The organism is Gimesia chilikensis (assembly GCF_007744075.1).
Classification (GTDB): Bacteria; Planctomycetota; Planctomycetia; order Planctomycetales; family Planctomycetaceae; genus Gimesia; species Gimesia chilikensis_A.
Genome location: NZ_CP036266.1, coordinates 2,968,691 through 2,983,706, shown reverse-complemented (window position 1 = coordinate 2,983,706; position 15,016 = coordinate 2,968,691). Strand labels below are relative to the sequence as shown.

Below are 15,016 nucleotides of genomic sequence, written 5' to 3'. Positions count from 1 at the left end.
CCTGTCTGTACACAAACTCTGGTTCGGACGCTGTTTCTGTGCCGGCATTCGAACTGGCTTTGCAATACGTGGAGAAAATCAGATGGATTATGAAAATCAATCCTCTTACCCTTCGGGGGAACCAGGCAAAGAGTGGCCCTGCCTGCGTCAATTCTGTGTGTTTATGGAAAACCGAGTCGGTTATCTCCATCAGTTGCTAAAGCTTCTGGAAAAGTTTGACCTGAGGATCATTGCTTTGAGCACTGTCGATTCAGTAGACGTCGCGATGAGCCGTATCGTCTTCGATAACTACGAGCGCGCCCGAGAGATCTTCGAGCTCTCAGGTTATACCTTCTTTGAAAAAGATCTCATCGGTGTCGAATTGCCAGATGACACGCAGCCTTACATGCGAATCTGTCTCTCATTGCTCCAGGCAGAGGTCAACATCGACTACACTTATCCGTTGCTCTATCGCAGACATGGCAGAGGGGCGATTGCACTGTGTGTCGATGATATCGATCTGGGAATCAGAACACTGACAGAACAGGGGCATCGCATCATCACTGAAAAAGACCTCAAAGATGATGACGAGTACCTGCTCTGATTCAGAACGAGGCTGACTTACAAACCGGGCAGGGCTTGCCTCTTACCGGTACTGGCTGCCTCGTAACAGGCGTAGATCGTCTGAATAATTCTCAAACTCTCGCGGCTGGTGAGCAGTGGTTCTGATTCACCTGCCGCCGCCAGGACAGCCTTACGCACTGCGGGAGTATACCCGCGCGGCTCCAGTGTTTTTTCAAAACGATAAAGCTTCCCGTTGTGATTAACACTCCAATCCAGCGGACGATCGGCAAAGGGGAGCATCTCCAGCCAGCCTTTGCTTCCCCAGATTTTAATCATGGACTGATATCCCTGCTTCAGATAGAAGCCCGCGGTCAAAGTCCCTAGAAATCCCGCATCATAACGCAAGGCGAATGCTGCTGAGTCTTCAACATCAAGCGGTTGACCACCGGCATTCGCCGTAAACCCGCTCACCTCGTTGATCGACGCCCCTGTCAGATACATCGACAGGTCCAACCAGTGAATGGCCAGCCAGGACAGAAAGCCCCCGCCGGCCTGATCCTTGTGTGCGTACCAGCTTCCATGATAGGCGGGTCTGGTTAAGCGGGTCTGATCCGCCAGCAGTTGCAGTTCAACGCCGTAGATCTTTCCCAGCGTCCCCTCCCGGATCAGTGTGCGTGCATACTGGATCTCCGGGTTCGTCCGATTGGCCAGGGCGAGCGATAAATTCAGATGCTTACTTTCTGCCTTCTGAACCAGTGGCTCGAACTGAGACACATTCAGACACGCGGGTTTCTCTGAGAGCACATGCGATCCCTGTTCCAGTGCCAGGTCAATCGCAGCAGGCGCCTGTCGAGCCTCCATCGTGACCAGAGCCAGCTCTGGTTTATGATTCTGGAAAAGAGCTTCTGCCTGAGGATAGACCTGGCTCAACTTGGTCCCCAGTTCCTTTCGTGCCAGATCAACCTGTTTTCCACTCGGGTCCGCCAGGAAGACCGACTTGACGGCTTCGGTCGTTTTCAAAGCTGAGAAATACGCACCCAGGTGTGCACCGGTCTCATTGGTCAGCACGGCCACATCGATCTGTTTACTCATCGCAGAATTCCTTCAGTTTCTCCAGGGGCCAAGCAGTCCACCAGAGGTCAAGACTTTGCATTTGAATCGACATCGTATATTTTATATGAATATATCCTTTCCGCTTTGTTCCTGCCAGAAGCAACTTTGATTCTGGAACAGGAAGCTGTCACATATTTCAGGATCAGTCCTTTGTTAGCAAGCCATCTCGTCGCGCCCGGTCAACTTGAACTCATCGACGTTCCCGAACCCGAATTGCCAACCTCTCCACCTGCAGACTGTGCGGGCCAGATTATCTTTCAGCCCGAGACCACCTGTCTATGTGGTTCCGATCTCCCTTATTTCAATGGCACCGACGAATGGGAAATTGAAATCGGTCACTCTCTACATGAGATGATCGGCACGGTTACCGCGACCAATGGGAACCGCTGGAAAGCAGGGGACCGTGTATTAGCAGTCCCCGTGATGCAACAGGGCCTGCAGGAGCGATTTCTGCTGGATGAATCCCGCACCATTTCCATCGCGACCAACATTCCCGAGGAACATGCATTGATGGCCCAACCCCTGGGGACGGCTCTCTTCGCTCTCAAAAAACTTCCCAATCTGCTGGACAAGACCGTCGCTGTAGTGGGACAGGGACCGATGGGACAACTTATGAATGCCGCCCTGAACAACATGGGTGCGCGCCAGATCATCGGCATTGATCTACTCGAATCCCGGCTGGAAGTCAGTCCCCGCATGGGCGCCACCGCCACGATTTGTAACAGGAATAGCGATCCGGTTACCGCTGTCCGGGAAATTTTAAAGGGAGAACTGCCCGACATCGTGATTGAAGCCGTTGGTCACTCCGATCAGCAGATCAATCTCTGTATCGAACTCTGTCGCCAGGCTGGTCAGATCCTGGTCTTCGGGGTTCCCCCTGAGACAATCGACAATTTCCGGGTACGGGATCTGGTTTTCAAAAACATTACCGTTCATTCCAGTATCAATCCGGATTTCAACCGTGACTTTCCGCTGGCGATGCAATGGCTCTCTGAAGGCCGAATTGATGTCGGTCCGATTATCACACATCGCTTCCCTCTCGCTGAAATTCAGCAGGCATTCGAACTCTTCCGCGATCGAAGGGAGGGGGCTATCAAAGTCATCGTTGATTTCCCTGCGAAACAACAGGCATAATCGAACTATTACATCATTGAATCCCCCTGACTCTGAGGTTCCATCATAATGATATCTGACAAGCCCTGCCGTGTTCTGTGTGTAATGATCTTCTGTCTGCTTTTAACGACTACTGGTCTACGAGCGGAAGACCGCCCCAATATCATCTATGTGATGGCAGATGACATGGGCTACGGCGACCTGGGCTGCTACGGTCAGAAAATTATTAAGACACCCAATATCGACCAGCTTGCCCAGCAGGGGATGCGGTTCACCAACCACTATGCGGGGCACACCGTCTGTCGTCCCTCGCGACTGGTCCTGCTTACCGGTCAGCATTCGGGACACACTCCGATTAGCCAGAATGAACAGTATTATTTCCCGGAAAACACAACGACCGTCACCTCACTGCTCAAAGAACAGGGTTACGCGACTGGCGGCGTAGGAAAGTGGGCCCTGGGTATTCCAGAGTCAACCGGTGTTCCCAGCAAGCAGGGCTTTGATTTCTGGTTCGGCTACCTGGATCAGGGCAACGCGCACAACTTTTATCCTGAATTCCTCTGGAGCAACGAACAGGAAGTTTCACTGCCGGGAAACAAGGTGGGCCCTCACAAACGGGTCTCGATCTCGCGCGAAACCTACTCGCATGATCTGCTGACCCGCGAAGCATTCAACTTTATCCGGGCAAATGCAGATAAACCTTTCTTCCTGCAGGCTCATTACACAATTCCACACGCGAACAATGAAGGGGGCCGCGCTACCGGTGATGGCATGGAAGTCCCTGAATATGGCGATTATAAAGATCGCGAGTGGCCTCAGCCTGAAAAAGGCTTCGCTGCGATGGTGACCCGCCTCGACCGGGATCTGGGCCGGATGGTCGAACTGCTGCAAGAACTCAAACTGGAAAACAAGACCATCATCTTTTTCACTTCGGACAATGGTCCCCATCAGGAGGGCATGCATCAGGTGGAATTCTTCAACTCTAACGGACCGCTGAAAGGATACAAACGCGATCTGTATGAGGGAGGCATCCGGGTGCCGCTGATTGTCAAGTGGCCAAGGAAGATTAAACCAGGTACCACTTCCGATCACATCAGTGCTTTCTGGGACTTCCTGCCGACTGCCTGTGAACTGGCGGGAATCAAGCCACCAGAAAACATTGATGGCATTTCCTACCTGCCTGAACTGCTGGGCCAGTCACAACGGGCGCATGAGACGATGTTCTGGAAATATCGGGGCAAAGTGGCTCTGCGGGCTGGTAAATGGAAGGCCGTCCAGACTGGCCCGGGTAAACCGCTGGAACTGTATAATCTTGATACTGATATCGGCGAGACACACAATCTCGCTAAGGAACACCCCGAAATCGTCGCACGTATGCAGCAGCAGATCGCAGCCAGCCAGTCTGCGGACTAGATGATTTCCGAAATTGGCTCGGTATGTTCAACGCCGACCAGTTTCTGATCCAGTCCGCCGTAAAAGTAAGACAGACGATTCGGGTCGAGGCCCATCTGATGCAGGATCGTCGCGTGCAGTCGTTTGACATGGAACGGTTTCTCCACGGCGGCAGCGCCGAGTTCATCGGTTGCCCCCACAGAAGTCCCACCTTTGATTCCACCGCCGGCAGTCCACATGGTGAATCCGAAGGAGTTATGATCGCGGCCGGTCCCTTTTGCGTATTCTGCAGTGGGCTGACGTCCGAATTCGCCTCCCCAGACAATCATGGTCTCATCGAACAGGCCCCGTGCTTTAAGGTCCTTGATCAGCGCTGCGATCGGCTGATCGGTATTCCCGGCATGATAGCTGTGATTCTTAACCAGGTCTCCATGTGCATCCCAGTTGGCATCATTATGATTTCCGCCTGAGTAGAGCTGAATAAAACGTACTCCGCGTTCGACCAGACGCCGGGCCAAGAGGCAGCGTCTGCCAAAATCAGCAGTCCGGGGATTGTTCAGCCCGTACATATCCTGAGTCTGTTGGGTCTCTGAAGACAGATCTGCTGCTTCTGGTGCGTGTTGTTGCATCTTGAAAGCCAGTTCATAGCTGGCGATCCGGGCCGCCAGTTCCGAATTCCCCGCCCGGGTTGCTTCATGTTTTTCATTGGCCGTTTTCAGCGCATCCAGCAGTTCTCGCTGAACGGCTCTGCTCATGCCCGCGGGTCGTCGCAGGTCTACCAGTGGTGCTCCCTTGGAGCGCATTGTCGTCCCCTGATAAGTGGCCGGCATAAAACCGCTGGACCAGTTCTTGGCACCGCTGATCGGTCCACCTGTCGGATCGAGCATCACCACGTAGCCGGGCAGGTTTTCATTCTCACTTCCCAGACCATAATTCAGCCAGGAGCCGAGGCTGGGGAACCCGCTCAAGATGCGTCCTGAATTCATCATCAACATGGCTGAGCCATGGATTGGAGAATCCGCGGTCATCGACTTGAGAAATGCAATATCGTCGACGCAGGTTGCCAGATGCGGGAACAGATCCGAAACCCATTGCCCCGATTGGCCGTACTGTTTGAACTTCCATTTGGGACCAACAACGCGTCCTTCGTTCTTTTCGCCACCGCGTCCTTTGGTTTTAACGGGAATCGTCTTCCCATCCAGACCGTACAACTTAGGCTTATGATCGAACGTATCGACATGACTCGGGCCACCGTACATGAACAGGAAGATCACACTCTTAGCCTTGGGTTTGAAGTGGGGATCTTTGGGTGCCAGCGGGTTGCGGAACTGACTTACACCGTCAGCGGCGACCGCCTGTGAATTCAGAAACCCATCCGCGGACAACATCCCGGTTAAAGCGACGGAACCAAATCCGCCTCCCGCTTCCCACAGGAATTCCCGCCGTGTTCGTCGGCAAAACTGGGCATGTCCGGCTGGCTGTTGGGGTTGCTGTTCTAAGCTCATATCCTGATCCTTTATACGCTTATACGCTCTCAGGCTCTCTCAAACCCGTTTTATCAATATCGTAGTATCAAAATCTTAATCGAGATAAACAAATTCATTGCGATTTAAGATCGTCAGGCAGAAATAATCCCGGGCCTGTCTCTCAGATAACTGATGTTTGTCTATCAGGCTCTGAATAAGTTGAACTCCCCGATCCACCTCACCGGGCTGGGGCTGACGACCATAGGCGAGGCGAATTGCCCGTGCTACGAACGCCGGGTATTCCGGTCCCGCATCCTTGAGCAGTCGTTCGGTCAGGTGTTCCGCCTGGCTATTAACGAATGCACCGTTAATCATCCCCAGAGCCTGTGCCGGCTGGGTCGTCACAAACCGCACTGCACAACTGCTGTCGGTGTCGGCAAAGTCAAAATTGAAGAGCAGGGGAGTCAGCAGCGAACGTTTGACGAAAATATAGACACTTCGCCGCGCCCGTTCTTCTTCAGACGAATCTCCCCAACCCTGTCCCGGTTTTGACTGTCCCTGCATGACCTCTTTAGAAATCTGTGGATAAAAGCCCGGACCATACATTTTTGAATTCAAGCGTCCATTGACCGCCAGGATACTGTCGCGGACTTCCTCCGCACTCAATCTTCGCATATTGAACCGCCAGAACAGATCATTGGCCGGGTCGACGGCAGCCGCTTCTTCGGAGAATTGAGAGGACATCTGATAGGTATTTGACAGCATGATCAGCTTGTGCAAGGCTTTGAACCGCTGTCCCTCATCGTTAAATTTCAGGGAGAGCCAGTCCAGCAGCTCTGGATGTGTCGGCGGGACCCCCAGCTGTCCGAAGTTATTGGGTGACTGCACGATTCCTCGACCAAAGTGATGCTGCCAGATCCGGTTCACGATGACCCGCGATGTCAGCAGGTTATCCTGGTCAGCGATCCACTCTGCCAACACGCGTCTGCGACCGGAGGTTTTCTGCTCCGCCGAGGGTTGGGGAATTGTCGCCTGCTCACCGCCGAAGATCTCGGGAAAACCGGGCTGAACCGGATCCCCTTTCACGTGCGGATTTCCCCGCAGTAGAACGAAGGTTTCCCGGGGTTCTTTGAGGCTGCGTCTGACGCTGAGTGCCATCTTGCGGGGAGGCAGTTTTTTCCGCTCCGCATTCAGTTTCTGCATTTCCACCTGCATCTTCTGATAGTCCTGCATCTGAGCAGGCTCCAGGAACTGCGCCAGTTTTTCTTCCAGTAACTTTTTGCGTTCCCTGGTCTCAGAACGCCGCTGATCGACGCCCGACATCTTTTTAATACCAGTCTCTTCAATCGCACGCATTTTCTGCTTCAGCTCACCCTGTTTTTCGTCGAGCTCTGCGTAGCGGGTTACCAGCTTCGTCCCCGTGATATCGGTTTGATTAAAAGAGAGTTGATCGGAGCGAATTCCGTATGAGTTCAGACCATGAAAAAACGCCATAAAGCGGTAATAGTCTTCATGGGGAATCGGATCGATTTTATGTTCGTGACAGCGGGCACAGTTCAGTGTCAGCCCGAGGAACACCTGACTGGTTGTAGTGACGATATCATCCAGCTCATTGTAGTAACTCAACAGCGGGTCAGCCGGTTCATCATCCCAGAGCCCCAGACGATAATAGCCTGTGGCAATAATGGAATCATTAGTCACTTGATCCAGTTCGTCCCCTGCCAGTTGTTCTTTAATGAACTGATCGTAGGGTTTGTCTTCGTTCAGGGAACGGATGACATAATCCCGGAATCGCCAGGCATTGGGTTTGTTACCATCCCGTTCATAACTGTTGGTATCTGCATAGCGAACCAGGTCCAGCCAGTGCCGCGCCCAGCGTTCTCCGTAATGAGGTGAAGCCAGCAGGTGGTCAATTAATTTTTCGTAGGCATCAGGAGCAGGATTGTTGACAAACTGATCGACTTCCTCGGGAGTGGGAGGCAGCCCGGTCAGATCAAAATATGCCCGACGAATCAGTGCGACCCGGTCTGCAGGTGGTGCAGGGGAGAGCCCCCTCTGTTCCAGTTTTCTCAGGATGAACGCATCAATTGGATTTTGAACCCATTCCTGGTTCTGGGTGGCGGGTGGTGCCTGCTTTCGGGGAGGCTCAAAGGCCCAGTGTTTTTTCCATTCTGCGCCCTGGGAGATCCAGTTTTTCAGCAGTTCCACCTGGGCCGGCTTGAGCTGCTCTCCTTCCGGGGGCATCTGCAGTCCATCATCCCGGGGGGAAATCCGGGCAATCAATTCACTCTGTTCCGGATGCCGGGGAACAATTGCCGTTGCTTCCGATTCCAGTTTTTTGAACGCTTCATCACTTTGATCCAGCCGCAGCCCCCCTTCCTGTACATCAGGGCCATGGCAGGAATAACAGTGCTTTGCCAGCAGTGGTTGGATCTCCTGGGTAAAATCCACGGGAGGCTGTGAAGGGGACTTAGCAGGGGTCTTCGTTTCTGCATCGACTTCTGCAGTGAAGCCCAAAGTGAAACTGAGGAGAATCCCCCAGAGGAGTAACTTTATTGAACATGGTCTGTTTCTCAAGCGACTGGATTCCGGCATTTAGATTTCTCTCTCCCGACATTGGCGTGATCATGGAATGATCTCAGCAATTTCCAGATGTCATAGTAACTCACAGTTCAATTCATTCTATTCTCAATCATTCCATAAATGAATGTCAATTCAACAATAAACTAACCTAAGTTATTTCCCTCGCAGTGATTTGTGTTCATTTTCTTCCGCAATCTGAGGCGACACCCTCGAAAGTAGTCTGTCTGTAACTCAAAGGATTGTGCTATAATGGTGTCATCTGTAATCACAGACGCGCTTTGACACTGGCATCTGTTTTTGCCCCCGAGGAGAATTTGCAGGATGAAACGAATCAATCCTCCATTCTCAGGGCGTTCTCCCCTGAAGAGTGTCACTGCCAGACTGCTTTCAGCAGTCGCCCTCCTGTTGATCGGGCCTTGTACGTATCTTCTCTCACAAGATGAACCAGCCCGCCAGCTCCTGCTGGCGTTTCTGGATCCTCCTGAACAGGCCGTTCCTGAACAAAGCGAACCTGACCCCGACGCGATCTCCGAAGATCGGGAAGCCTTGATTCACCGGATCTACCGGAATCGAAGTCTGCGAACGCAATTCGAACGTGCAGAACAGAAATTCAACGAACGGGAATTCACCGAGGGAGCCCTGCAGCTGGAAAAGCTGCTCGACCATCAGGAAGACTATTTTTTCTGGCCCGATGATGCAAAACACCCGTTCAATTTTCGCAAACGGACTCGGGAACTGCTTTCCACTGCCAATCCCCGGGACCTCGCCGATTATGAACGTATCTCAGGCCCTCAGGCCAATGGGATGCTGGAGCAGGCACGAGAGTCAGACGACCTGCGCCTCTTTGAACAGGTCGCCTTACGCTTTTATCCCCTCCGGGCCGGATTTGAAGCCATCGATTATCTGGGGACCCGGCATCTGGAGCAGGGGAATTTCGAGTTTGCTTCACGCTACTGGGATCTGCTTCTGGAGAGCCGCATCCATCAGGCCCGCATGAAACCAGTTCACTTTCTCAAAGCAGCAGTTGCTTACCAGCAATCAGACCAACCGAAAAAGGTCACGCGGATTCTGTCCCGTAAAAGTAAAGCTGAGGTTACTCTGGGCGGCGTGACATACCGATTACCGCAGGCGATGGAACGACTCGCTCTGAACCTGCAAAACAGCCCCCGCAGCCCCGCTGATCGTGGCTGGTTGATCTCCCAGGGGAACTCGCAACGAAACCAGTCTGTTGAATCGAGCGTTCCTTACTTTAAGGCCGACTGGAGCCAGCCGATTGCGCGAACTGAAAAATATCGTGCACTCGAGTATCTGATTAATTGGGAGCGAAAGCAGCAGCGTGAGAACCAGTCGACCGCTGTCGCGAATGTTCCGATTGCGGTCGATAATCTGATTATCTATCGTGATTTTAAAGGGGTCAGAGCCGTCGATATCGATTCAGGTGAGACTGCCTGGTTGTTTCAGAGTGCCGGCAGCCTCAACCAGTTGATCGATCAGGTCGACGAACGTACGCCCGGTCATGCCGCGTATTCACAAAATCTGTCGCTGGAGAAATTCTATGCCTGTAACTCGATTTACGGCACGCTTTCCAGCAACGGTCAGGCAGTTTTTGCCGTGGACTACATTCCCGACCAGCTCCCTCCGGTCGAGAGAAACCTGGGACTGCGTCGCAATACGACACATTTCCCCCTGGTCTCACAAAAGGGCAATCGGCTGGTAGCACTCCCCGTCAAACGAAAGCCGACTGCAGCCGATGGGTTAACTGCAATTCGGGCCCCTTCAGAGGATCCTCAACCAGAAACCACCTTTCCGGTGAAACCACTGTGGAGTATTTCCGGATATTATTTTCTCGGCGCGCCACTACCGGTTGGAAACTATCTGTATGCAATCGCCGAGCATAACAGCCAGCTCTCTGTGCTCTGTATTAACCCACACGACGGCTCGATTTTCTGGAAACAGGGTCTGGCTTACGTCGATCAGCCGATTTATTCAGATCGCGAACGTTCATGGCAACAGGCACCGCTGGCCTCTAGTGAGGGGATCATTGTCTGTACAACGCAGATCGACACCGTAGTCGCGTTGGATGCTACAAACGGCGACCTGCTCTGGAGCTATTATTACGGTGAAGGTGATAACTCCCGTCGGATCGCTCAGAAACGTTATTATCGCCCGGTGAGTTTCGGACACCCTGGACTCACGAGCGCCCCAGTGATCTCCGGCAACCGCGTCTTCTACCTCCCCAGTGGCTCCCCCTACATTCACTGTATTGACCTGCAAACAGGACTCCCCCTGTGGGAAGAAGTCAATCGAGAGGATGGCGAACTGATCGCTGCCGTAGTCGATGAGACCGTGCTGGTGCTCGGGGCTGACTACTGCCGCGGCAGGCACATCGAGGATGGTAGAGAGCTCTGGCATCTGCAGGTAGGACCAGTTTCCGGCATCGGTTTTCTTTCTCAGGAGAACTACCTGCTGCCGACCAGAGCAGGGCATGTGCTCAAAATCCATGTTCCCACTGGAAAGGAAGCGGGCTTCTCCCTCAGCAATACGAATCAGATTTCAAGTATCCTGAACCACGAGTTTAAACAGGACCTGCAAGAGGGCGCAGCCTATGCTTATGAGGTCGTCAAGCGGAATGGAGAGCCATCTCCTTCAGAGCAGAAACAGTATGACTGGGCTCCCGGAAATATTATTGCCCATCGTGGGCGGATTATTTCGCTGGGCCTCTGGCAGATCGATGCGTTTCCCCAGGCCGAAGCGATGCTGGCCAGCCTGCCTGACAAGCAGCAGTCGTTATCCCCTCAACAGAAACAGATCGACCAACTGCTCAAAGCCGAACTCGAACTCGCCCTGGGTAACCTGACCGGTGCCCAGCGTCGCCTGGAGTCTCTTCTATCCGACCAGGCAGTCCCAGACATCCAGAATCGTTCCACGGCCCTGCTGCGGGAACTGCTCTATGCGGAACTCAATCGTGGTGGTCAGAGTGAAGCGGAACTCCTGGGCAAGCTGGAGTCGCTGGCCCAGACACCTCTGGAACGGGGACGCTTCCTGTCTCGTAAATCGAAATACTTGCTGGACCAGGAGGATTACCATGGGCTGATGCAGGTCGCTGAGGACTTCAAAAAGATTGAGGTCAATCAGCCGCTGGCCATGGCGGGAGACACACATCATCTGGTCACCGTACAAAGCCTGATCGCCGGGCTGATGCAGCGGATCGCAGACAAAGCAGATCAGAATGACCAGGCAACGCTGAACTCCATTATTGTCGAAGATCAACAGACAGCTTTACAGGGAGCAAACATCTCAGAACTGCAGGCTTTTCTCGACACCTATGGCAGCTGGTCACAGGCAGTAGCAGTACGGAGTACACTGGCCCAAAAAATGATGCAGTCCGGACAGATTCAACAGGCGGAATTTCTACTGATGCAGAACCACGCCGATGCGAATCCTCATGTTGCCGCGGAAGCGGCCCGGCAGTTGCTTGAGCTTTGGGAAGCAGTTGGCCTACCTCATGAGGCGGCGGGACTCCTGAAAGAGCTCAATGAAAAGTATGCGAACATCCCGCTGGAGAATGGACAGACCGGTGCAGAATACGTAGCACGTTATGACCGAGGGTCTGCCGCCTGGTCGATCTATCAGGCCATGCAGCCTTTGCGAGATAACGTAACCCGGGTTAATATTCGTCAAAGCGACGTCGCTGCCCCCGCGCCGCAAATCGCGGCTACTTACAGAAACTATGAACGAAAGTTTCTGCCGCCACCAGAGATCTCACAGTTGTTACTGAAACAGGGCTCCCTGCTGACTGTAGTTAATCGGCACGCCGGTCAATCAATCGGCCAGGTGAAAGTCTCGGACCGGATTTCCTATCCCTATCATTCACGAAATACGCGAGTGGGTCATTTTATTCCCCTGGGAAGCAGTCATAAAATTCATGGTGTTTCACTGCTACAGCTGGATGGTGATGTTTCAGAGCCCCTCTGGACCACCGAATTCGATGATCTGAATAACTCACAATCGCTGTTTTATGTCGGTCCCTCCGGACCTCGCGTCTGTGTCTTTCAGTGGGGCAACCGTCTGTTCGGTCTGAATCCTGCGAATGGAAAAGTGCTCTGGGAGCGGAAGAACATTCCTTCCAAATCCGGCTTCCTCAGTGATTCCAGCAAGGGGCTTGTCGGAGATCAGGAAGCAATCGTCGCTTTCAGTATCAATCGAACGAATTACGATGTTTACAGCGCCATCACCGGAGAACGGATTCGCCAGGGAGAACTTGAACTCAACAGCCGCATTCGACACGTATTTGGTCGCAAGCTGTTTTATGAAACCACTTCTACGACCGAAAAGCGAGTCCGCCTCTGGGATCCGTTGACTGATCGACTGCTTCTTGATGAGCCGGTGGACAACTCCGGTTTCTCTACTCAGATTTCCGATACCGAGCTGGCGATTCTACTGCCTCCGAACCGGCTGCGGGTTCTGAATGTGGAAACAGGCGAGACCATGATCGAGACTGAGATCCCTGATGAATATCTCAAAAACCTCAACAAGTTCATCGGGTTTTCCGACCACGGACGCTATTACTTCAATTTCTCTTACACCACGCCGCGCCGTCGCACACCGCAGAATGATTTCTTCATCAGTGACTCATTCCTGAATGTCGTGCACATCGATAATGATCTACTGAGTATCGACAAGCAGTCCGGCAATATCCTCTGGAACCGCAATCTGCCTAAACGCTCGTGGATCGATACATCTCAGTATGAGTTGCCTTTCCTGATCTTCATGAGCAAGATTCGTACGGAATCCCGGACCCGGAGTTATTCGTTCCTGTTCGAAATCCTCGATGCCCGGACAGGCAAGACCATCGGCTTCAAGGATAACATCCTCAAGGACACGATTTTGCAGATGCAGATCGACCCCCGCTTGCGGAAGATTATCCTGCAGGGGATGCACAGTGCCGTTGAAATTGATTACCAGAACCCAACCCGGGGACTGGAGAATCTGCTGGACTCTCCGTTGTAACTGAGGCTGAATGCAGGCCGCCGTCAAAAGCCCTGTTTTCGGAACCTGTGGCCGGGAAATTCAGGAATACCGGAGCCTCAATCATCGGGATGCTTGACCCGAACCTCACTCCCGTTTAGTCTGTCATAATCTTGAATTCGCGGCTGTCGTATAATGGTATTACCCCAGCTTCCCAAGCTGGTGACGAGGGTTCGATTCCCTTCAGCCGCTTTTTTCTCCAACAGACTCAGGTGGTCTAAAAAAGCTCGACTAACTTCTAGCTTTTTACCTGCCGCTGATCTTCCCCGCGGATCTGTGCCAGCTGTTTGGAAACGGCAGAGAAGGGGACTTCGTGAGGCATTTTGTCTGAAGTCGCCGCCACAGCTGATGCGACTCCGGCTGCTTCCCCCATCGCGACCGCATTCCCGGTGACCCGGTAACTGCTGTGCGCGATAAAGTCACCGCTGATACAGCGTCCAGCCATCATCAGGCCGTTGACATCCCGGGCGATCAGAGCCCGTAACGGAATGTCATAAGGTTTTGATTTGAATGGTTTCTTTTCAATCGCCTTGGTTTTACCTGGGTTGGTGGAATGCACATCGATTCCAAATCGGACATGACAGATTGCGTCATCAAAGCGGGCACCGTTTTTCAGATCCTCACTCGAAACGTAATAACGCCCCAGAATACGACGTCCTTCACGCGTTCCGATCTGTTCTGCGGTCGCGATAATTTCGAGATTGGTCCAGGGATCCCCCAGTTTCTTGAGGCTGTTGACCAGCTTGTGTACTTCTCGACGCGCCTGCAGGGTTGCGTCGGTAACGTGAGCAGCATCGATCGAAAGTGTTCCATATTCGTGGTTGGCCATCATCGCAAACAGGCCGTCCCGCACCCGGAAGATTGTCGGTCCACCATAAGAGGGATCCACGCCGGCCCGCTGAAATTCTGCCAGCAGGTTCTTTTTGGGATTCCCCAATTTGCGGGGCTCTGCATCGCCACGAACGAACTGGGCGATCCCATCTGTCGTTACGCCGGTCAGCAATACCATCAGACTCATCGGCTGGGTGAGCCCGGTACCGGGCTGCCCGAACTCATAACCACAACCGGCCTGTGCCGCCATGTCGCCGTCACCGGTACAGTCAATGAATGACTTCGCCCGCCAGGCCTGTCGACCCGACTTCGATTCAGTGACAATTACCGACAGACGATTGTTGATGTCTGTCACAGCCCCGACCACGCGGGTATGCAGCTGAATCTTGACTCCCGCTTCCAGCAGCATGTCTTCAAGCAGGAGCTTGGTTTTTTCGGTGTCGTAGGCGACCGACCCGTTATTTAAGACGTTACTGGCATCGCGTTCTTCGAGTTTTTCCAGAATCTCATGCATAATGCCCGGCTTCTTCTGAGCATCGATAATTAGCGTCAACGCACCAGCAGTCCAGACACCTCCCACACAGCCATTCACTTCCAGCAGACGGGTTTTGGCTCCGCTGCGTGCTGCTGCCAGGGCTGCGGCAAAACCGGCCGGGCCACCACCACAGACAATCACATCGTCTTCTTCCTGGATGGGAATATTCCGGGCGGCTTCGTGAAAGATCTTCCCGTCAGGGGAAACCCAACCGCGGGTACGAACATGTTGCGCGGTGGAGTTCCAGACCGATTGCCCGCCTCCATCCAGAATCAGCGTATTCGAGGGACGCGTCACGCCATCAACCAGGGGTTGTTTGTCAGCCGCACTTGCTGCCCCCGTCAGAAAGGCGGCAGTTCCACCGGCCAGATATTTTCCAAAATTGCGGCGGTCTATCTTCTTGTCTGCCATG

8 protein-coding genes and 1 tRNA gene are annotated in these 15,016 nt (G+C 53.2%); 5 read left to right on the top strand and 4 right to left on the bottom strand.

Annotated features, from left to right (window positions below; translation table 11 throughout):
- Nucleotides 1-82 precede the first annotated feature (82 nt).
- Complete coding sequence (locus HG66A1_RS11375; protein WP_145183532.1) at nucleotides 83-583, top strand: acetolactate synthase; 501 nt, start codon at nucleotides 83-85, stop codon at nucleotides 581-583.
- A 17-nt stretch (nucleotides 584-600) separates the two neighbouring features.
- Here the strand turns inward: HG66A1_RS11375 and HG66A1_RS11370 are convergent, their stop codons facing one another.
- Nucleotides 601-1,635: a Gfo/Idh/MocA family protein gene (locus HG66A1_RS11370; RefSeq protein ID WP_145183529.1), complete on the bottom strand. Its 1,035-nt coding sequence runs from the start codon at nucleotides 1,633-1,635 to the stop codon at nucleotides 601-603.
- A 171-nt stretch (nucleotides 1,636-1,806) separates the two neighbouring features.
- On the opposite strand from HG66A1_RS11370, the gene HG66A1_RS11365 reads away from it, so the two are divergent.
- Together HG66A1_RS11365 and HG66A1_RS11360 are read left to right on the top strand one after the other, a co-directional pair.
- A complete protein-coding gene (locus HG66A1_RS11365; RefSeq protein WP_232106803.1) occupies nucleotides 1,807-2,790 on the top strand; it encodes a zinc-dependent alcohol dehydrogenase in 984 nt (327 codons plus the stop codon).
- A 48-nt stretch (nucleotides 2,791-2,838) separates the two neighbouring features.
- Complete coding sequence (locus tag HG66A1_RS11360; protein ID WP_145183524.1) at nucleotides 2,839-4,182, top strand: arylsulfatase; 1,344 nt, start codon at nucleotides 2,839-2,841, stop codon at nucleotides 4,180-4,182.
- Here the strand turns inward: HG66A1_RS11360 and HG66A1_RS11355 are convergent.
- Together HG66A1_RS11355 and HG66A1_RS11350 are read right to left on the bottom strand one after the other, a co-directional pair.
- Nucleotides 4,179-5,666 (bottom strand): DUF1501 domain-containing protein, encoded by a 1,488-nt coding sequence (locus tag HG66A1_RS11355; RefSeq protein ID WP_145183522.1) that lies wholly within the window; start codon nucleotides 5,664-5,666, stop codon nucleotides 4,179-4,181. The two genes, HG66A1_RS11360 and HG66A1_RS11355, sit on opposite strands and share 4 nt — an antisense overlap.
- A 75-nt stretch (nucleotides 5,667-5,741) precedes the next feature.
- Nucleotides 5,742-8,222, bottom strand: coding sequence for a PSD1 and planctomycete cytochrome C domain-containing protein (locus HG66A1_RS11350; RefSeq protein WP_145183519.1), 2,481 nt, complete (start codon nucleotides 8,220-8,222; stop codon nucleotides 5,742-5,744).
- A 309-nt stretch (nucleotides 8,223-8,531) separates the two neighbouring features.
- Between HG66A1_RS11350 and HG66A1_RS11345 the strand changes: the two genes are divergently transcribed.
- Both HG66A1_RS11345 and HG66A1_RS11340 read left to right on the top strand, forming a co-directional pair.
- On the top strand, nucleotides 8,532-13,220 hold the full coding sequence (locus HG66A1_RS11345; protein ID WP_145183516.1) for a PQQ-binding-like beta-propeller repeat protein: 4,689 nt from the start codon (nucleotides 8,532-8,534) through the stop codon (nucleotides 13,218-13,220).
- A gap of 139 nt (nucleotides 13,221-13,359) precedes the next feature.
- Nucleotides 13,360-13,430: transfer RNA gene (locus HG66A1_RS11340), tRNA-Gly, on the top strand.
- A gap of 46 nt (nucleotides 13,431-13,476) precedes the next feature.
- Here the strand turns inward: HG66A1_RS11340 and HG66A1_RS11335 are convergent.
- Entirely contained in the window at nucleotides 13,477-15,015 is a 1,539-nt protein-coding gene (locus HG66A1_RS11335) for an FAD-dependent oxidoreductase (RefSeq protein ID WP_197993981.1), read from the bottom strand.
- Between the last annotated feature and the right edge of the window lies 1 nt (nucleotide 15,016).